Raw genomic sequence first — 19,025 nt, forward strand, 5'->3', positions numbered from 1 at the left:
AATATCTTTCAATCAATTTTAAATTAAGTATGTAAGTATGATTGTATTGTTTGAGCTATAGTATTTAATTGGGAACACAAAATAAAATTATTTTCTTTAAGAGTTTTTAGTTTATCTTGCAAAGTGCTTTCTCCTTCTAATATAGCTCCAGCATGCCCTAGACGTTTTCCTGGAGGGGCAGTTTGTCCGGCAATAAAAGCAAAACATGGCTTAGAAAAATTAATCTTTTTTAAATAAAAACTTAAATCTTCTTCTGCATTTCCTCCTATTTCTCCTAAGACTAAAAGAGCTTGAGTAGTGGAATCTTTTTCTAAAAAAGGAATGATTTCTTTAAAGTTTGTTCCTACAAAAGGATCACCTCCTATGCCTATACATATAGATTGTCCAAGCCCGATTTTGTTTAGTTGATATACACATTCATAAGTAAGTGTGCCTGAACGTGATAAAACTGCAATATTGCCTTGTCTGAAGATATTATGGGGCATTATTCCTATTTTAATTTGATTAGGTATTATTAATCCTGGAGTATTAGGTCCTATTAAAATACTATTAGAGTTTTTAAGGTAAGGAATGATTTTTAACATTTCCTGTTGTGGTATACCTTCTGTTATGCATACAATATAGGGAATATTGGCATCTATAGCTTCTAAAATTGCATCAGGAGCAAATTTAGCTGGAACAAAAATAATACTAGCATCAATTTTGAATTGTTTGCACGCATTATGCACTGAATTAAATACTGGAACACCGAATACAGTTTCATTTTCTTTAAAAGGAGTGACACCTGCCACTATTTTGGTTCCATATTCTAACATTTGCTTAGTATGTAATGTCCCTTCTTTCCCTGTTATGCCTTGAACTAATACTTGAGAATATTGGTTAAGGGGAAAAGTAGAAGATAAGGGGGTGCTGTCTTTTATTTGTTTATTTTCAGTAAAACATTTAGAAAATTGCAAATTAAGACTTGTTTTGGTCTGTTTTGCTAAAATAGAAACAGCTTCTTCTAAATCAGAAGCTAAGAAAATATTTGAGAAATTTAATTTTTTTATAATTTGTCTTGCTTCTTGGCTTTTAAAACCAGAAAACCTTATTACTATTTTTTTAGGAGGAGGAGAAGTAAGTACAGATGCTAATGCTTTTGCAACCTTATCACATGAAAGGATACCACCAAAAATGTTGATAAAAATTATCTTCACATCTTTGTCTTGGAAAAGAAGAGAAAATGCCTTTTCCATTCGTTCTGGAGTTGCTCCTCCACCTAAGTCTAAAAAATTTGCAGGAGGAAGATTAGAAAAATTTAATATATCCATGGTAGCCATGGCCAATCCTGCACCGTTTACAATCATCCCAACAAATCCATTTAATTTATGGAAACTTAATCCAAATTCTCGGGCAGTATTCTCTATTTTGGTTTTATGCTCTGGAGAGTAATATTTATTTAACTCTGGACAAATATCTACATAACTATCATCAAGTTCTATCTTAGCATCTAATGCTACAAAATTATTTTCTAATGTTAAAACCATAGGATTTATTTCTACTAATAATGCCTTATTTTGTATAAATAAATTATATATTTTTTTTATAAGTTGATAATAAGAATTAAATATATTTTTATCTTGTTTTAAATGGAAAAAACTATTTTTTATTTGAAAGTCTTTTATTCCATAATTTAAATCTATTTTTTGAATTAATAAATTTTCTTTTCCACTTTCTTCTATATTTATTCCTCCTTCCTTGCCAGTTGTAAAAACAACAGCTTTTTTATTTCTGCATATGCTAAAAGATATATAGAACTCTTTTTGAATAGAAATAGTCTGTTCTATCCTTAAAAAAGGAACATTTTCTCCTTTTATTTTCATATTTAAAATTTTTTTAGATTCTGTTAAAAATTCATTTTTATTTGAAACTATCTTAATACCACCTGCTTTTCCTCTTCCTCCAGTTAATACTTGAGCTTTTATAACCCAAGGAAAGTCAAAGTTTGTTTGAAAATCATTTATATCTTTTGGATATACTAAACAGCCATTAGGAATTGGAATATTGTATTGCGAAAGTAAAAGTTTACTTTTATGCTCATTTAATTTCATAAAATATTCTCCTTTAAATACAATTATCTTCCAAATTAATTAAATCCATATAAACTTCTCTTCTTCTAGCCAATATAATTTTGTCTTTATCTACTAATATTTCAGCAGCTCTTGGTCTAGAATTATATTGAGAAGACATAGTAAAACCATATGCTCCAGCAGAAAATACAGCTAATAAATCTCCTTCTTTTAATTTAGGTAGTTTTCTATCTTGGGCGAGAAAATCACCTGACTCACAAATAGGTCCAACTACATCAGCCACAATAGTTTGTTGAGCAGAGGATTGAATAACAGGTTCTATTTTATGATAAGAACCATAAAGAGAAGGGCGTATTAAATCATTCATAGCAGCATCTACAATAATGAAGTTTTTTTTAGGAGCTTTTTTTGTATAAAGTACTTTTGTTACTAAAATGCCTGCATTTCCTGCAATTACTCTTCCAGGTTCTAAAATTAACGTAATATTTTTATTTTGCAGACGCTTTTTTAGGGCTTTACCAAATTCTATAGGGTGGGGAGGAGCTTCTTCTTTATATTGAATTCCAAGTCCTCCTCCTAAATCTAAATATTGGATTTTAATCCCTAGATCCAATAATTTTAAATAAAGATCTAAAATTTTATCAAGGGCATCTAAAAAAGGAGAAATAGAAGTAAGTTGAGAACCAATATGACAGTCAATGCCCACTGGTTCTATATTAGAAAGATTGTGAGCAAGTTTGTATATTTCTAGAGCATAATCTTCTGGTATGCCAAATTTATTTTTTTCCAAGCCTGTAGAGATATAAGGATGAGTTTCAGGATTAACATTAGGGTTTATTCTTAAACTTACTCTTGCAATTTTATTCATTTCAGAAGCAACTTTATTGATTTTTATAAGTTCTGCTTCTGATTCTACGTTAAACATAAGAATATCTGCTAGTAAAGCTTCTCGTATTTCATGTTCTCTTTTTCCCACACCAGAATAAACTATTTTTTTAGGTTCTATTCCAGCTTTTAATGCTCTAAATAATTCTCCTCCAGATACTATATCCATTCCAGATCCTAACTGGCCCAATAACTTTAAAATACATAAATTAGAATTTGCTTTTACAGAATAACAGGTTAAATGTTTTAACCCTTCAAAGGCAGAGTCAAAGGCTTTAAAGTGCCTTTTAAAAGTTTTTGCAGAGTAAATATATAGAGGAGTGTCATATTCTTGAACCAATTTTTTAACACTAATATCTTCTACATAAAGTTCACCATTTTTGTATTCAAAGTAATGCATGGTCTCAATCTCCTTTTATTATATAAATATTTGATGTTATTGGTTGTATGGAAGTATAAATATTAATTACTTTTAATCTCATTCTAGATATTTTATTTGGGAGACAAATTTTAGAATAATATAAATTATTTTGCATTTTATAATCTATTTGAATTTCCTTGCTTAAGCTAAATGGACATTTAGTACATATAAAATCATTTTTAGTTTCTATTTGAAGTAAAATTTTTTTAATATTATATTTTTTACCTTTTATAGAAAAAAAGATTTTATAACATTGTTCTTGAAACTCGACTTTATTTATTTTAACCTGTAATTTATCTTCTGCAACAGATGGTTCTGGCCATATTTTTTTCCCACATCCAAATAAAAATATTGTATAAATTAAAATAAAATATATAATTTTTTTAATTTTCATATTTTCCCCATTTTTGTTTCCAACTATTTAAAATATTTAAAGCCATTATTGGTGTTAGATTATTTGGATCTATATGTTTTAGTTCCTCTAAAATAGGGTGTGTGGCTATTTTTTGGTTAAAATTTTTTGTTTTTGGAAGAAAAGATAAAAGGTTTTTTTGAATAATCTTCTTTTTTATCTCAGCTTCTTTTTGTTCTAAAGCGTTAAGAATTTCTTTTGCTCTTGCAATAACTTGATTAGGTACTCCAGCTAATTTAGCAACTTCAATACCATAACTTTTATCAGCAGGACCTGGAATGAGTTTTCGTAAAAAAATAATTTCGCCTTTCCATTCTTTTACTGCAATGTTAAAATTTCTAATATTAGGATATTCTTGTTCCAATTGGGTTAGTTCATGATAATGTGTTGCAAATAAAGTTCTTACTTGGCGTTTACTTAATTCTTCTGCCACTGCCCACGCTAAAGCCATGCCATCAAAAGTACTTGTTCCCCTTCCTATTTCATCTAAAATAACTAAGCTTTTTCTTCCTGCTAATCTTAAAATCCTAGCAGTTTCAGTCATTTCAACCATAAAGGTAGATTGTCCTTGAGCGAGGTTATCTGAAGCACCTACTCTAGAAAAAATTCGGTCAGTAATTCCTATTTTGGCATATGAAGCAGGAACAAAAGATCCCATCTGAGTAAGAATGCAAATAATTGCTGTTTGCCGTAAGATTGTAGATTTTCCAGCCATATTAGGTCCTGTAATGATAAGCAATTTCGCTTCGTTGGACAAAATAATGTCATTAGGAATATAGTTATTTTTACCAATTACTCCTTCAATACTTGGATGCCTACCTTGTTTAATTTCTAGCTCCAAAGAGGTTGTAATTTCAGGCTTTGTCCATCCCCATTTACGAGCTGTCTCTGCTAGTGATTGCCAATAGTCTAATTCTGCAATTTGTTTGGCCATAAATAAAAAACGATCTTTTTGTTGTGCCAATTGATCTCTTAAAGATTGAAACAGTTCATATTCTCTAAGTTTTCTTTTTTCACTAGCAATAAGAATTTTATCTTCCAATTCTTTTAGTTCTGGAGTAATAAATCTTTCACTATTTACTAAAGTCTGTTTTCGTTCAAAATAGGATGGAACTTTATCTTTATGAACTTTACTAAGTTCTAAATAATATCCAAATACTTTATTATATCCTAACTTTAGCTGAGGTATATTGTGTTTTTCTTGTTCCTTTTTTAATAATTCTTTTAATTTTTGTTCTCCGTGTTCAGTAAGATCTATTAAATCATCTAATTGCTTATCAAATCCTAATTTAAAAATATTACCTTCAGTAATAAGAGGAGAGGGATTATCTAAAATAGCTTTTTCCAAAATTTCTTTTATATCTTCTAAATTATCCCATTTTTTATAATTTTGTATTAAAAAATGAGGAATATTTTTTTGTTTTTTTAAAAGTAAATGGACTTGAGGCAATATTGTTAAAGTTTCTTTCAATGATACTAAATCTTTTGGCGTTGTTTTAGAAAGAAAAATACGTATTGCTAATCTTTCTAAATCATATACTTTGTTTAAAAGTGATCTTATTTCATTTCTTAATTCATCTGATGTATAAAAAAAGGAAACAACTTCTTGATGTTGAGTAATAATTTTAACTTTACGCCAAGGCTTAGATAAACGTTCTTTTAATAGACGCCCGCCCATTGGAGTAAGTGTATTGTCTAAAATATAGATTAAGGTTCCAGGTCCTTTTTTTCCGTCTAAAAGAGTAAATAATTCCAAGTTTCTTTCTGTAATCTCATCTAAAATTAAATAATTAGTTGGATTTAATACTGTAAAAGAGTGAAGATGAAACTTATTAGTTTTTTGGGTTTGTAAATGATAAGACAAAATACTTCCGCATACTCTTACAAGCTCTGGTTTATCTTCTAAATCTAAAGTTTTTAAAGATGTTATTTGTTCTGCTTTATAAAGAAGCTCAGTACCTGTATTTAAAGAGTAATAAGATGATTTAGGAAGAATACGAATTTTGTCTTTAAAAATATTGTGGTTTTTTATGGGAAGATTAAAATTATCAGGGACAAGTATTTCATTAGGATTTAACTTAAATAACCATTGCCAAATTTCTTCTAAACTAGAGGTTTGGATACCTGTCCAAAATCCTGTGGAAAAATCTGCCCAAGCAATTGCACCTTGTTGTTTTTTTTCATTCCAAAAAATGGAGACTAAAAAGTTATTGTTTTTGGATTCAAGATTTAAATCTTCTACAACAGTTCCTGGGGTTAAAACTTTGGTTACTTCTCTCTTAACAATTTTTTTAGCTAGTTTAGGATCCTCTACTTGATCACAAATTGCTATTTTGTATCCTTTATTTAAAAGTTTTTTTAAATATTCATTAACTGCATGATGGGGAACTCCACACATGGGTATTTTAGTATCAGCATTTGGATTACGAGAAGTAAGAGCTATTTGTAATTCCCGGGCAGCTATTTTTGCGTCTTCGAAAAAAAGTTCATAAAAATCTCCCATTCGAAAAAATAACAAACAATCCTGGTAATTTTGTTTTATACCCAGGTATTGTTCAAGCATTGGCGTTAATTTTAATTTAGAAGGGTAGTTAAAATTTTTTTTACTCATTTAGATTTTTACGAAATGTAATAGAGTGCCAAGAAGCACATCTAGGACATAAAAAAAATAAATTTTCTCGCTTTAAACCACACCTTTTACAAATAAAATGTTTAACTTTAAATGCTTTTGAAATAAAAAAATTAAGATGTGTTTTAAAATTTTGGGACAGTGCTTGTTTATCCATATCTAACTGTAACAAGATTAAACGTGCTGGCCAGAATTCAGAATCTAATAATAATGTCTTATCTAACCAAATTCGTGATTTTTCTTTTTCGTCAATTAATAATAAAAATCTTGCATTATAATAGGTTAATAAAATATCTTTATTTATTGTTGTTATAACATTAGTGATAATATCATGTATAATCTCAACAAAAGGACTAATATCTTCTTTTGTGTTATCTTTAAATTGCTGATATATGCCCTCTAAAATTGTGAAGTTAATACTAGAATGAACTGAAGATAAAGCTTTTTTTAAATTAGATTTAAAATCTTTTATTTGTTTGGTTTGCCAATATATTAAAAGTAATTCTAACCATGCCTCTGGACTACCGATATAAGCTTCTAAAGCTTTTTTTATTAATTTTAATTTTTCTCGGTTATTTTGCTTATTATGTCTGGCCCACTTTATGAGGTAATGAGCATAAGCTATATTGTTATTTAATTGATTATAATAATAAGCTGCTTGCTTAAAATCACCACTTTGAGCATAAATTTTAGCTAAAATTTCTAATATTTCTTTATTTTTGCCAGCAATTTTTTCTGCTTGTTTTAAAGCATAAATGGCTCTATCAACAAGTCCAGCTCTTTTGTAATCTATCCCAAGTTCATACCATGCTCTTGCCTTAAAAGCTGGTTGAAGATTAGGTCTAGCTATTATGCTTTGACGGATTAAAATAGCACGTTCTAATTCACTTTGGGCTCTAAAAAGATTACCCAAAGCAAGGTATATTTCTATGGCGTCGGGATTATCTTTTACAACTGCACTTAATTGATTAATAGCAGCTATGGTATCCTCTCCTGCAGGGAGATACCATAGCTGATTTTTCTTTTTTATTTGTCTTGGGAATAAATCTATCTGTCTTTTAAAGAAAATTTTATTTAAAAATTTTTTAAAAAAAATCATTAGGACCCTTCTGTAGTATTTGGAGCAACATAATCATTATCATTTAAAGGTATGTTTCTAAGAGACGTTAATTCTTTTTCTAATTCACTTATTTTTTGACGATATTCTTTAACTTGTTTACTAAGTTTCATTCTATCAGAGATAAGGTAAATTAAAGTAAATAGGGCTCCTAAAACAAAAGCTAATAAAATTAAAAGATAAACAGGAATATTAGGGGTGGCAAAGGTGTTTCCAAAAATATCTAACTTGAGAGATATAGTTGTACTAATTAATTCAGTGTTTTGAATAAAAAAAAGCATTGAAAAGAAAAACAAGGCAATTAAAAAGATAACTTTAATGTAACGCATTTTTAACTCCTTATGGTTTAAATTTTATTAAAAAAAGGTTTTAACTTTTTATATGTTTTTTTTAAATGTTCGGGAATCACAGATGTTTCATTGATTACAGCCATAAAAGAATGATCTCCTATCCACCTAGGTAAAATGTGGAAGTGGAGATGTTCTTCTATGCCTGCACCTGCAGCTTCGCCTATATTTAGACCAATATTAATTCCATTAGGATTAAATACTTGCTTTAATATATTAGTACAAATTTTTAAATAAGACATAATTTCTTGGGATTCTACATCTGTTAGTTCGCTAAGACAAGAAACATGTCTATAGGGGGTTACCATGATATGTCCGCTCATATATGGATATTTATTCATTACTACAAAGCAGTGCTCTGCACGATGTAAAATCAATCTTTCTTCATCTTGTTCCTTTGTCTTGGGTATGCAAAATACGCATTCATCTGGCTTGGGACCTAAGATATATTCTATTCTCCATGGCGCCCATAAAGTCCGCATAAAATTTCTCCTATAAAATCTGACTCAAAAACTTTTTAGTTCTGGGATGCTCTGGATTCATAAAAAAGTGCTCAGGAGAACCAACTTCTAAAATCTCCCCCTCATCCATAAATACTACTCTGTCGGCCACTTCCCTAGCAAAACCCATTTCGTGCGTTACTACCACCATTGTCATTCCTTCATGCGCTAAATTGATCATGACTTCTAATACTTCTCCAATCATCTCAGGGTCTAAGGCAGAAGTTGGCTCGTCAAATAGCATAACTTTAGGTTTCATTGCTAGTGCTCTAGCAATAGCCACTCTTTGTTGTTGTCCACCAGAAAGTTGAGCAGGGTAGACATGAGCTTTATCTTCTATTCCTACTTTTTTTAAAAGTGAAAAGGCAATGTTATTGGCTTCCTTTAGTGGTATTTTTTTTAATTTTATTGGAGCCATAGTAATGTTTTGTAAAACCGTTTTATGAGGAAAAAGATTAAAATTTTGGAACACCATCCCGACTTCCATTCTTATTTTATTAATGTCGCATTTGGGATCTGTGATATCAAAACCATCGACAATTATTTTACCCTTATCTATTTTTTCCAATCTATTGATTGTTCTAAGAAGAGTGGATTTACCAGAGCCACTGGGTCCTATTATTACTACTTTTTCTTTGGGTTTAATCTGTAAAGAAACATTTTTTAATGCTACTACATTATGAAAAAATTTGTAAACATTTTGGATATCTATAATGAATTTACTTTTCATATGGCCTCATCTTTTCTTCAGTTATGCTTACTATTTTGGATAGAATTAATGTTATAAGTAAATACACTAAAGCTACCATTGTATAGGTCTCAAAATAAGCAAAAGTCTCTGTAGCAAATTCTCTACCTCTACGTAAAAGATCACCAACTGCTAAAATAGATACAAGAGATGTGTCTTTTAAAAGAGCAATAAACTCATTTCCTACAGGAGGCAAAATTGTTCTCATGGCTTGAGGAATGATTACATAAAACATAGTTTGTCTTCGATTAAAACCAAGAGATCTTGCTGCCTCAGTTTGACCATAGTCTATAGATTCTATACCTGCTCTAAAGACTTCTCCCATATACGCACCATAACAAATAGTCATAGCTGTAATTGCTGCCACAAATGGTGGTACTTGGAAAAAGCTTCCTAAAGCATAATAAATATAAAATAATTGCACTAGAAGAGGGATACCTCTAATTACTTCCACATATACAGAGGCAATTAGATTTATAAATTTATTTTTTGAGATCCTACCTAAACCAGTAATTAACCCTACGATAAGAGAGAAAAAAATTGAGGCAAAGGTAACTTCAAACGTAACTAAAATACCATCAGAAACAAAGGTTAATATTTTTAAATAAGGATCAGGATGAACAATAATAAGATAAAGCAAAAGCGCTATGGAAGAAAGTAAAGTGATACGCCAAGCAGTTAACAATCCTTTATCTTTTTTAGTTGGAATTGCTGCTCCATCCGTTACATCTATTTTAACAGACTTATTTTTGCCCATAATTTTATAGTTCCTTTATTCATTTAATTAGGGGAGGGGGATGTACCCTCTCCCCTTAAACTTTTATTGTCCAAACCATTTCTTTTTAAGTTGATCTTCAATTCCTTTTTCTTTTACAGCTTTAATACCTTTATTTATAAGATCTAATACTTCTTTATTTCCTTTACGAATAGCAATTCCATAATATTCATCACCAGCCTCAATAATTGCTGCAATTTTTAATTTTTTAGCAAAATTCTTTTCTCTTAAAGCATAATTAGCAGCAACAGGGTCGTCACAAATTACACCATCTAAGCGTCCATTGACTAAATCTTGCATTGCCAACCCAATTTCATCATATGATTTAGGAATAACACCTTTTACTTTTTTTATGGAAAAATATCCTGTAGTTCCGATTTGTGCACCAACTTTTTTACCTTTTAAATCCTCAAGAGATTTTGCTTTGCTATTAATAGGAACAACTAAAGCTTGTCTTACCTTAAAATAAGGAATACTGAAGTCCATTGCTTTTTGTCTTTCTTTAGTAATACTTACTGAAGAACAAATAGCATCATAACTACCACTAGCTAATCCTGCGAAAATACCATCCCAAGCAGTGCTTTTAAATACAGGAGTAAAGCCTGCTTCTTTAGCAGCTGCTTTCATGTAATCAATAGAATAACCTACAATTTCCTTGTTTTCATCTACAAATTCCATTGGGGGCCAAGTGGAATCAACTGCAAACACAATAGTTCTTGCCCAAACCGTATGAGCCATAAAAAGACCCAATAAGAGAAACAATAACACTTTTTTTGACATCCTCGTCCTCCTTAAAAAAATATTGATTTAACACCAAGACTGGTTTTTTAGTTTATTGTGGTTGCTTGGTCAAGGAACTAGGTTTGTTCTCTATTTAAAAAGTTATTTTTTTCCGATCAATGAGTTTCTTAGCTAATTCTAATTGGGATTGTTTGTCATAAATTTGATTATCTAAAGAAATTTGTTTTACTTCTTTTAAAATTTCGCCAAAAATCGGTCCTGGTTTTAATCCAAGAGCAATAAGATCTTTACCACTTATAGCTAATTTAATACGTCTAAATTTAGCAACATAAATAGCAATTTTTTGTCTTAATTCTTCATTCTTAATTTTTGCGATAATAAATAAAATCCCTTCTATAGGTATATCATCTAAAAGCAAATATAGTTTGCTAATTTTAGTTATATACTTTTTAGGATATCTATCAAATTCAATAAGGCAAAATTTTGTTTTTTCTCTTAATTCAAAAAATATGTCTTTTTGTTTTTTGGAAAAATTTAATCTACTGATAACTTTTTTAGTATCTTCATATTTTAAATTTGAAAGTAGTACTAAAAAATATAATAATTCTATTTTTACCTTTTCATTTAAGTATAATAGATTATACCAATTTAATATATTATTAATCTCTAAGAAAAGATTTTGCAAATTTTCCGTAAGATTTAATAAAGGATGAATTGACTTTAAAATATTGTATTCTTGTAATTTGAATAAGCACTGTATACTCTTTTTTTCTTTAAAAATTAAAATTAACTCTTGATATATTCTATTACCTGAAACTTTATTTAGTATATCTAATTTCAACGCATTTTTTATAAGCCTAAAAGTTTGTTTTCCTATATGAAAATTAAAGCGTTGTTCAAAACGAACTGCCCTTAAAATGCGAGTAGGATCTTCAATAAAGCTTAGTGCGTGTAAAACTCTAATTTTCTTTTGTTTTAAATCTCTTTGTCCTCCAAAAAAATCTATTAATTTTCCGAACCTACTAGGGTTTAAATGAACTGCTAGAGTATTAATAGAGAAATCTCGCCTATATAAATCCATTTTTAAAGAAGATAATTCTACAGTAGGAAGGGCTGCAGGATACTCATAATATTCTAATCTTGCTGTAGCTACATCTATCTTTTGTCCACTGGATAGAATGATAACAGCTGTTTTAAATTTTTTATGACTTTTTATTCTACCTTTAAAAATTTGGGCTAATTTTTGAGCAAAAGCAATGCCATCGCCTTCTACTACTAAATCTAAATCAAGAGTAGGGAAGTTTAGTAATATATCTCGGACAATGCCTCCGACCATATATACTTGATATCCCATTTCTTCTGCTATTTTGCCTGCAGTAGTAATAATATTAAAAAATTCAGTAGAAAGCTTTTCTTTTAATAAAAATTTGATATTTTTTTCTTTCTTTTTTCCATTTTTAAATAAATCTTCAGATATTGGAATAGATTCTTGAACTAAAAAATTAATCAAATCTGTTCTAGTAAAAACTCCAAGTAATTCTTTTTTTTCATCTACTACAGGAACTAATCTTTGTTTGTGTTCTAAAATAATTTCAACTATTTTATGTAAAGAAGAATTAGGACTCACAACTTGTATATTTCTTTGCATATAATCTTGAATCACTAAATTTCCTAAATTGTGAATTACTGCTTTATGTGCTAGTTGATGTTCTAAAATGCCGACACAATGTTTTGTGTTAGGCTGTACTATTGGGATCGCTTTTAAACCCAATCTAGTCATTAACTTTGCTGCTTCTTCTAAAGTTTTATTGCTTTCTAGAAAAATAGGGGGAGTAGACATTAAAGTTTTAATCGAAATCTGCTGATTAATTTTAGAATATAAAATAGCAAAAAGCTCTTCTTTAATTTGATTCAAAGTTTTATTTTTAATAGAAGCTGATGCGGCAAATGTATGTCCACCTCCACCAAAATAATTACATATTTTTCCTACATCAACTTCTTTTAATTTACTTCTTGCCACTAAATGTACTCTGTCGTTCATTCTTCCTAAAGCAAAAAGAACTTTTATATTCTCCATTTCCATAAATTTATGAACAAGTAGGGCAAAATCTCCCACATATTCTTCTAAAGAAACTTCCGTAATTACAATATCTATTCCATTAATATGATGTTTAGAAGCATTTTGGATAAGGTTATTTAAAATAAATATTTGTTCAGCACTTAATTCTTTATGTATAAATTCAGCAATTGTATTCACATCCATTTTTTGTTCTCTTAACCAAGAAGCAGCTATAAAATCATAAGGAGTAGTTGAATTAAAAGTAAAAGATCCAGTATCTTCATATATACCAAGTCCAAATAAAGTTGCTTCGTCTGGCGTAATAGATATATTTTTCTCTTTTAATTTAAGTACAATAATTGTGGTAGTAGAGCCCCAGGGTTTATATTCAATAAAGTCAGCTTCCAAATCTTCTTCAGAAGAAGGATGATGATCGAATATATGTATTTCTAATTCTTTATTTTTTAATATTTTTTTGACATGGTCCAAACGACTTGTCTGGCGTGTGTCTACAACCACTAAGGTTTCTACAGATTCAGGAATAATATCATTAATAGTTTTAAAATTATATAAATAGCTTGCAGATTCAATAAAAAAATTACGCAAGCTTTTTTCTTGAGAACCAGGAAAAATTAAAACACTATTTGGGTATAATTTTTTAGCCGCTACCATAGCAGCCAAAGCATCGAAATCAGCATTATTATGACAGGTAATAACTATCTTAGGTTTTAATTTATTTTTTTGCATTGCAGTTAATCCTCATTTCGGGGATGTAGGGTAGAGTAAAGCTGTTTTAATCGTAATGAATTTATATGAGTATAAATTTCTGTCGCAGTAATATCTGCGTGTCCTAATAATATTTGAACAGTTCTCAAATCTGCTCCACCTTCCAGAAGATGAGTAGCAAAGGAATGTCTAAGAATATGTGGAGAAATATCTTTAGATAAATTAGCTTTTAAAGCATATTTTTTTATCATTTTCCAAACACCTTGTCTGCTTAATTTTTTGCCTGAACGATTTAAAAAAATAAAAGGCTCTTTTGGCTTAAAAAGAGGTCTAATATTCTTTAGATATTCATCTAAATATCCTTGAGCCTCTGTGTGAAGGGGAACCAAACGTTCTTTATTTCCTTTTCCTAAAACCTTTAAAATGCCCACGCTAGAATCAAAGTCTAATACTTTTAAATTAATTAATTCAGATACCCTTAGGCCACCAGCATATAAAATTTCTAAAATAGTTCTGTCTCTAAAACCAAGTGAAGTAGAGCAATTAGGAATAGATAAAAGTGTTTTTACTTCTTCTAAAGATAAAACTTTGGGTAATAATTTAGGAAGTTTAGGATTTTCTAAAAAAAGGGCGGGATTTTCTTCTAAAAAATTATTTTCTTGTAAGTATCCAAAAAAATTACGCAATGATGCTAAATGCCTAGCTAGACTTCGGCTTTTTAAGCCTTTTTGACGCAGAAAAATTAAATATAAAAACAAAATATCTTCCGAAATTTCAGAAAGTTGTATAATATTTTTTTCTTCTAAAAAAAGAATAAAACATTCAAGGTCTTGTAAATAAGATTTAACAGTTTGAGGCGACAAGCCCCTAATGGCAAGTAAATAATGTCCAAAGCTTTGAATATATTTTTTTATCATTTGTAATTCCCTTGCTCTTTAAGGCAGCTAATATTATAACTTAAAAATGGAATTTAGTTATCAACCTAGCTATTTAAGCCTTTATATTGGCTTGGGCTCTAATTTGGGAAAATCTATTTTATATTTAAAAAACGCTAAAAAAAGGCTTTGTTCATTACGTTTTTTGATATTTGTAAAAGAGTCTAAAATTTATTGGACAGAACCTCAAGAAAAATTGAACCAACCTTGGTTTGCTAATCAGGTGTTAAAGTTTTATGTACCTGCTCATATTGATCCTAAAAATTTATTAAAATTTACTTCTAAGATTGAACAAGAAATGGGTAGAGTAAGAAAAGAAAAATATGGTCCCAGAACTATAGATATAGACATTTTAATTTATGGGAACAAAATTTTAAACGATTCTAAATTATTTTTACCTCACCCTAAAATTACCAAAAGAGCTTTTGTCTTAATTCCTTTACAAGAAATTGAACCAAATATAAAGTTGTTTGACCAACCAATTGTTTTTTATTTAAATCAGCTTGATTATAAACTTTTAGGCAAAAAAATTTGGCAAAAAAATTATTAAAGTTTAACTTTTAAAAAACAGGCAAAGGAGTTGAAATGTTTAAGTTATTACTAACCATAGCCGCAATCTATATTTTATTTAAACTAATTACTAATGATAAAAAAAAGAAACAGCAAACATTTCAAAACAAAGAAAATACAAAAGTCCCTAGCGGAGAAATGGTAAAAGATCCAATTTGCGGGACTTTTGTACCTAAAAATAGTGATATACGAGTTAGAATCGGAGAAAAGGTAGAATGTTTCTGTAGTTATGAATGTAGAGATAAATTTTTAAAACAATTAGAGAAATAAAAATATATTTTTAATTTTTTTCTCATAAAACAAACCAACCCAGTAGGAAGGTCTGAAGACCTTCCTTTTTTTATTTTTTCTCCGATTTTTATTTTTTCTCCGAATTATTCTCAATTTAAGAATTAAAGTTAAACTTTCAAAAGCACATCTATCTTACTGAATTTAAATTATTATCAACATCCAAACAACTTCATATCAGCCCCGTAAAAACACGCCACCTGAGATCCTTTTTAGACCTAAATTTCGATTTATTTTTTGTCTCATAATGTAAATTATGTAAACTTTAACATTAAAATGTTTCTTAATTTTGAACAAACCACTACCTTCCCTCATTTTTCAAAAACAAAGTTAGAAAATAGCCAATCTAATCTCATTGATTGACTGTTTTTCTTAAAATAGGTAAATTTTTACCTATGTTTATTCAAAATTTTTTATCTTCTTTTTTGGTTTCTCATTTAAAATCTATTTGGTGGTTCTTATCCTTTTTGATTTTAAGCTATTTTTTGGCAAGTTTTTTATTAAAAAGTTGTGTAAAAAAAGAAAGTCTTAAACAAAATCTAGAATTCCTAAAATGGCTAGGTTTAATTTTTATTGCAAATTATCTTGATAAATTTTTCATTGATTCAAAACATATCTATTCTAAGTACTTATTTGGACTAAATTTATTTTTAATTTGGATGCTTTTTAACTCTTTTTTAAATGGTTTATTTGTGAATATTTATTTAAATAAAATTAAAAAACAAAAAGTAAATCATATTTTTATAGACTTAACTAAATTAATTGCTTTTGGTGTTTTATTCATAATTTTTTTAAAAGAAGTTATTAATATTGATCCTGGCTCTATTTTAACTTCTTCTGCTATTTTAACAGGTGTAATTGGCCTTTCTATGCAGGATACCATAGGAAGTTTAATCTCAGGATTATTAATTCAAATAGAAAAACCTTTTTCTTTAGGAGACTGGATTAAAGTAAAAGAATTTGAAGGACGAGTAGTTGAAATAAGTTGGCGTTATACAAAAATTCAAACAATTAGTTTTGATTATATTTTGATTCCAAACAATAGTATATCTAGAGATACCTTAATTAATTATAGTCGGCCTCTTCCAAAAATTTTTAGAGCAGTAGAAATTGGAGTGGATTTAAACATTCCTCCTGTAAAAGTAAAAAGATCTATTTTAGAAGTTTTAAATACTGTTTCTGGAATAGCAAATAATCCTAAACCAAGAATTGCTATTTTACGATATGAAAATTTTCGTATTATTTATAGAATAGGCTATTATATTTATAATCTTGAACAATATAGACAAATACAAGACGAAGTTCTAACATCTATTTGGTATCAATTTAAACGTCATAATATAGAAGTATCTTTGCCAAAATATATTTTCTTCAGAGGAAAGGAGAAAATTACAGATTATTCTGAAATAGAAAATCTTATTGCCTCTTCTATTTTGTTCAAAAATTTATCAAAGCAAGCCTTAAAACTTTTAATTGAATCATCTTATATAAAAACATTTAATCCAAAAGATTTTATTATTAAAAAAGGAGAAAAAGATACAGAAATGTATTTTATTATAAAAGGACGTGTAGAAGTTAAAGATAAAACCACTACTCTATCTATTTTAAAACAAGGAGATTTTTTTGGAGAAATGTCTTTGCTTACTGGTCAACCCAGAAGTGCAGATGTTATTGCCTTGGATAAAGTTGAATGTCTTATTGTTGATAGAGAAGGTTTTAGAATGATTTTATCTCAAAACAAACAGTTGTTAGAAAATATTCAGGAAATTTTTGAACAGAGACAAAAATCTTTTCAAGAAAATAAATTTTCTGAAACGAATAAGGAAAACTTGTGGAAAAAATTTAAAAATATATTTCACTTACTTTAAAGTTTTAAAGAGGTTTTAAATGAAAAAAAAAATTTGTTATTTTTGTATAGGTATTAGCATATTTATAGCAACTATTGGGTGGACAAAAACAAGTCCTAATCAAAATTTTGATTTATGGTTATACAAGATTGGAGCTTATAATTTATTTATAAATAAACAGCCATTTACAACTTCAGAAAACATTGTTCCCTATTTGACATCTTGTTTTAATTTAAAAAGATTTAATGAAATAGAAAAAATTTTTATCTCTCAGCAAAAAATAATTAATAAACTTTCTAAAAAAGAAAAGGCTAAAGCATATCTAATTTGGGCTAGAACTTTAAGAGCAGAATTAAAATATTTTGATTCTGTTTTTGCCTATTCTTGTCTGCAGGATTTTTTATCTTATAAAGATATTAAAAAACTATTAAAACAAGAACCTAACTTGGAGTTATTTTTTGAATGTACGTGTTTAAATGAATATTGGTCAGAAATAAATCCTAATACTAAAAAATGGTCTAAAATTTTAAAATTTGCAACTACCCTTTGGCCCAAAAAACGTGTTTTTAGCTTTTTACAAAAAAAATTAGAAAATAATCAGCAAAATATTAAATCCCTCATTGCCCTTAATAATGAAAATAAAATTTTTATAAAACTCATTTTAGCTCATTATTTACATTTAAATAATCTTATGGATAATTTTTATAATAAAATAAAAGATAAACAAATTAAACAGTTTGTTGATAATTTATTTTTAAAAGCAAATAACAATACAAATATATTTAATGTTTTGTTTTGCGAAGATATTAAAAAATTTAAAGAAGATAAATTTATTTTTAAAAATGAAAAAATAAAAGTTTTTATAGAAAAATTAAATAATTATAATTTAGAAGAATCTTTAGAACTAATAAGAAATCAATTACAGTCTCTTTTTATAGAAGGTGAAACAAAAAAAGAATTAGAAAAAATTTATTTATGTTTTTTATTTTTTAACGATAAATATGATAAATTAAACGAAATAAATATTCAAGATATGAGTTCACCAAAATTAATGCTTGCTACTTCTATTGACCATTTAAATATAGATTTTAATAAAATCGACCTTCCCTATTCTAAAACATTTTTCAAGTATATTCTCAAATTAAGCGGTTTTAATTTATCAATAGACTATCCTTGGAACTCCATAAAACATATCTACTCTCCTGTAGGTTATTACTATGCAATTAAACAATCACTTCAAGAAAAAAGAGTAACATATGAAAATAATTATAAATTATCTTTCCTGTATCCACTCTCTCCTTTAGGTCAAAAGGCTCATCTTTATTTAGCAAAATATGTATATAAAAAAGGGGAAAAAGAGCTTGCTTGGAATTATTTGCAAAAAATTCAACCAAATCTTCTTACTGAACAGCAAAAAATTGAGTTATTAAAAGCAAAAGCAGGTATTTTAATGGATTTAAATAAACCAGAGCAAGCCTTAGCTACCTATATGAATTTATTATCTTTAGGAGTAGATATTAAAAATTCTAGTCTCCCGCCTTTAAAAATTTTAAAATTGGGATTATTAGCACAACGCTTAGGAAAATTAGCCTTAGCTGAAACCATTTTCACAAATCTTTTAACTTTTAAAAAACTACCCTCTTCTTTAAAAGCAGAAGCTTTGTTCTGGTTAGCTGAAACTTATCAACTCCAAGCAAAAGATAAAGAAGCAATTGAAAAATATTTAGAGTTAGGATATTTTTATCCCAAAGAACATATCTGGGCTATTACTGCCCTTTATAGAGCCGCTCAATTAAGCGAAAAGCATAAAAACTTTGAAATGGCTAAAAATTTATATAACCTTGTAATAAAAGGTGCAGACAGAAAATCTCAAAAACAAGCTGCTAAACAACGCTTAGATGCCTTAAAAACTAAACAACAATTTTCTTTTCAATGGGTATATTAATTTAATTAATA

16 protein-coding genes are annotated in these 19,025 nt (G+C 28.4%); 4 read left to right on the forward strand and 12 right to left on the reverse strand.

From position 1 onward, the window contains the following. Positions 1-23 precede the first annotated feature (23 nt). The 12 genes from sucD to xerD form a co-directional block, all read right to left on the reverse strand. Positions 24-2,090 carry a succinate--CoA ligase subunit alpha gene (sucD, locus tag BLP60_RS01185; protein ID WP_092062123.1) on the reverse strand — a complete coding sequence of 689 codons (2,067 nt, stop codon included), beginning with the start codon at positions 2,088-2,090 and terminating at the stop codon, positions 24-26. A 13-nt stretch (positions 2,091-2,103) separates the two neighbouring features. Beyond that, positions 2,104-3,354, reverse strand: a complete 1,251-nt coding sequence (lysA, locus tag BLP60_RS01190) for a diaminopimelate decarboxylase (protein ID WP_092062126.1) — start codon at positions 3,352-3,354, stop codon at positions 2,104-2,106. A gap of 4 nt (positions 3,355-3,358) precedes the next feature. Continuing rightward, entirely contained in the window at positions 3,359-3,769 is a 411-nt protein-coding gene (locus BLP60_RS01195) for a hypothetical protein (protein ID WP_092062129.1), read from the reverse strand. Next, positions 3,759-6,398 (reverse strand): DNA mismatch repair protein MutS, encoded by a 2,640-nt coding sequence (mutS, locus tag BLP60_RS01200; RefSeq protein ID WP_234970920.1) that lies wholly within the window; start codon positions 6,396-6,398, stop codon positions 3,759-3,761. The genes BLP60_RS01195 and mutS overlap by 11 nt, the downstream gene beginning before the upstream one ends. Continuing rightward, on the reverse strand, positions 6,391-7,515 hold the full coding sequence (locus BLP60_RS01205; protein ID WP_092062132.1) for a tetratricopeptide repeat protein: 1,125 nt from the start codon (positions 7,513-7,515) through the stop codon (positions 6,391-6,393). The genes mutS and BLP60_RS01205 overlap by 8 nt, the downstream gene beginning before the upstream one ends. Continuing rightward, on the reverse strand, positions 7,515-7,862 hold the full coding sequence (locus BLP60_RS01210; RefSeq protein ID WP_092062135.1) for a LapA family protein: 348 nt from the start codon (positions 7,860-7,862) through the stop codon (positions 7,515-7,517). Before BLP60_RS01210 ends, BLP60_RS01205 begins: the two co-directional genes overlap by 1 nt. Positions 7,863-7,879: 17 nt before the next feature. Next, complete coding sequence (locus BLP60_RS01215) at positions 7,880-8,362, reverse strand: HIT family protein (RefSeq protein WP_092062138.1); 483 nt, start codon at positions 8,360-8,362, stop codon at positions 7,880-7,882. A 10-nt stretch (positions 8,363-8,372) separates the two neighbouring features. Beyond that, positions 8,373-9,110, reverse strand: coding sequence for an amino acid ABC transporter ATP-binding protein (locus BLP60_RS01220; protein ID WP_092062141.1), 738 nt, complete (start codon positions 9,108-9,110; stop codon positions 8,373-8,375). After that, entirely contained in the window at positions 9,100-9,885 is a 786-nt protein-coding gene (locus BLP60_RS01225; protein ID WP_092062145.1) for an amino acid ABC transporter permease, read from the reverse strand. The genes BLP60_RS01220 and BLP60_RS01225 overlap by 11 nt, the downstream gene beginning before the upstream one ends. Positions 9,886-9,948: 63 nt before the next feature. Next, on the reverse strand, positions 9,949-10,683 hold the full coding sequence (locus tag BLP60_RS01230) for a basic amino acid ABC transporter substrate-binding protein (protein ID WP_092062148.1): 735 nt from the start codon (positions 10,681-10,683) through the stop codon (positions 9,949-9,951). Positions 10,684-10,777: 94 nt separating this feature from the next. Beyond that, positions 10,778-13,450 carry a CBS domain-containing protein gene (locus BLP60_RS01235; RefSeq protein WP_092062151.1) on the reverse strand — a complete coding sequence of 891 codons (2,673 nt, stop codon included), beginning with the start codon at positions 13,448-13,450 and terminating at the stop codon, positions 10,778-10,780. Positions 13,451-13,455: 5 nt separating this feature from the next. Then, entirely contained in the window at positions 13,456-14,346 is an 891-nt protein-coding gene (xerD, locus tag BLP60_RS01240; RefSeq protein ID WP_092062154.1) for a site-specific tyrosine recombinase XerD, read from the reverse strand. 46 nt (positions 14,347-14,392) lie between these two features. Here xerD and folK point away from each other — a divergent pair, with 46 nt between their 5' ends. The 4 genes from folK to BLP60_RS01260 all read left to right on the forward strand — a co-directional run bounded on the left by folK (position 14,393) and on the right by BLP60_RS01260 (position 19,014). Further along, positions 14,393-14,914, forward strand: a complete 522-nt coding sequence (folK, locus tag BLP60_RS01245) for a 2-amino-4-hydroxy-6-hydroxymethyldihydropteridine diphosphokinase (protein WP_092062157.1) — start codon at positions 14,393-14,395, stop codon at positions 14,912-14,914. Between the two features lie 35 nt (positions 14,915-14,949). Next, the gene (locus BLP60_RS01250) at positions 14,950-15,204 is read left to right on the forward strand and encodes a transcriptional regulator (RefSeq protein WP_092062160.1); all 255 of its coding nucleotides are present in this window, start codon (positions 14,950-14,952) and stop codon (positions 15,202-15,204) included. Between the two features lie 413 nt (positions 15,205-15,617). Then, a complete protein-coding gene (locus tag BLP60_RS01255) occupies positions 15,618-17,090 on the forward strand; it encodes a mechanosensitive ion channel family protein (protein WP_092062163.1) in 1,473 nt (490 codons plus the stop codon). A gap of 19 nt (positions 17,091-17,109) precedes the next feature. Further along, on the forward strand, positions 17,110-19,014 hold the full coding sequence (locus tag BLP60_RS01260; RefSeq protein ID WP_092062166.1) for a hypothetical protein: 1,905 nt from the start codon (positions 17,110-17,112) through the stop codon (positions 19,012-19,014). The last annotated feature ends 11 nt before the right edge of the window (positions 19,015-19,025 follow it).

This window comes from Desulfonauticus submarinus, from assembly GCF_900104045.1.
In the GTDB taxonomy this organism is placed as follows: Bacteria; Desulfobacterota; Desulfovibrionia; order Desulfovibrionales; family Desulfonatronovibrionaceae; genus Desulfonauticus; species Desulfonauticus submarinus.

Bases quoted from the DNA above. Each gene is read 5' to 3' on its own strand.
- BLP60_RS01260 (WP_092062166.1), top strand. From the start codon at position 17,110: ATGAAAAAAAAAATTTGTTATTTTTGTATAGGTATTAGCATATTTATA.
- BLP60_RS01255 (WP_092062163.1), top strand. From the start codon at position 15,618: ATGTTTATTCAAAATTTTTTATCTTCTTTTTTGGTTTCTCATTTAAAA.
- lysA (WP_092062126.1), bottom strand. From the start codon at position 3,354: ATGCATTACTTTGAATACAAAAATGGTGAACTTTATGTAGAAGATATT.
- mutS (WP_234970920.1), bottom strand. From the start codon at position 6,398: ATGAGTAAAAAAAATTTTAACTACCCTTCTAAATTAAAATTAACGCCA.
- BLP60_RS01250 (WP_092062160.1), top strand. From the start codon at position 14,950: ATGTTTAAGTTATTACTAACCATAGCCGCAATCTATATTTTATTTAAA.
- xerD (WP_092062154.1), bottom strand. From the start codon at position 14,346: ATGATAAAAAAATATATTCAAAGCTTTGGACATTATTTACTTGCCATT.
- BLP60_RS01210 (WP_092062135.1), bottom strand. From the start codon at position 7,862: ATGCGTTACATTAAAGTTATCTTTTTAATTGCCTTGTTTTTCTTTTCA.
- BLP60_RS01215 (WP_092062138.1), bottom strand. From the start codon at position 8,362: ATGCGGACTTTATGGGCGCCATGGAGAATAGAATATATCTTAGGTCCC.
- sucD (WP_092062123.1), bottom strand. From the start codon at position 2,090: ATGAAATTAAATGAGCATAAAAGTAAACTTTTACTTTCGCAATACAAT.
- BLP60_RS01195 (WP_092062129.1), bottom strand. From the start codon at position 3,769: ATGAAAATTAAAAAAATTATATATTTTATTTTAATTTATACAATATTT.
- BLP60_RS01220 (WP_092062141.1), bottom strand. From the start codon at position 9,110: ATGAAAAGTAAATTCATTATAGATATCCAAAATGTTTACAAATTTTTT.
- BLP60_RS01225 (WP_092062145.1), bottom strand. From the start codon at position 9,885: ATGGGCAAAAATAAGTCTGTTAAAATAGATGTAACGGATGGAGCAGCA.
- folK (WP_092062157.1), top strand. From the start codon at position 14,393: ATGGAATTTAGTTATCAACCTAGCTATTTAAGCCTTTATATTGGCTTG.
- BLP60_RS01205 (WP_092062132.1), bottom strand. From the start codon at position 7,515: ATGATTTTTTTTAAAAAATTTTTAAATAAAATTTTCTTTAAAAGACAG.
- BLP60_RS01230 (WP_092062148.1), bottom strand. From the start codon at position 10,683: ATGTCAAAAAAAGTGTTATTGTTTCTCTTATTGGGTCTTTTTATGGCT.
- BLP60_RS01235 (WP_092062151.1), bottom strand. From the start codon at position 13,450: ATGCAAAAAAATAAATTAAAACCTAAGATAGTTATTACCTGTCATAAT.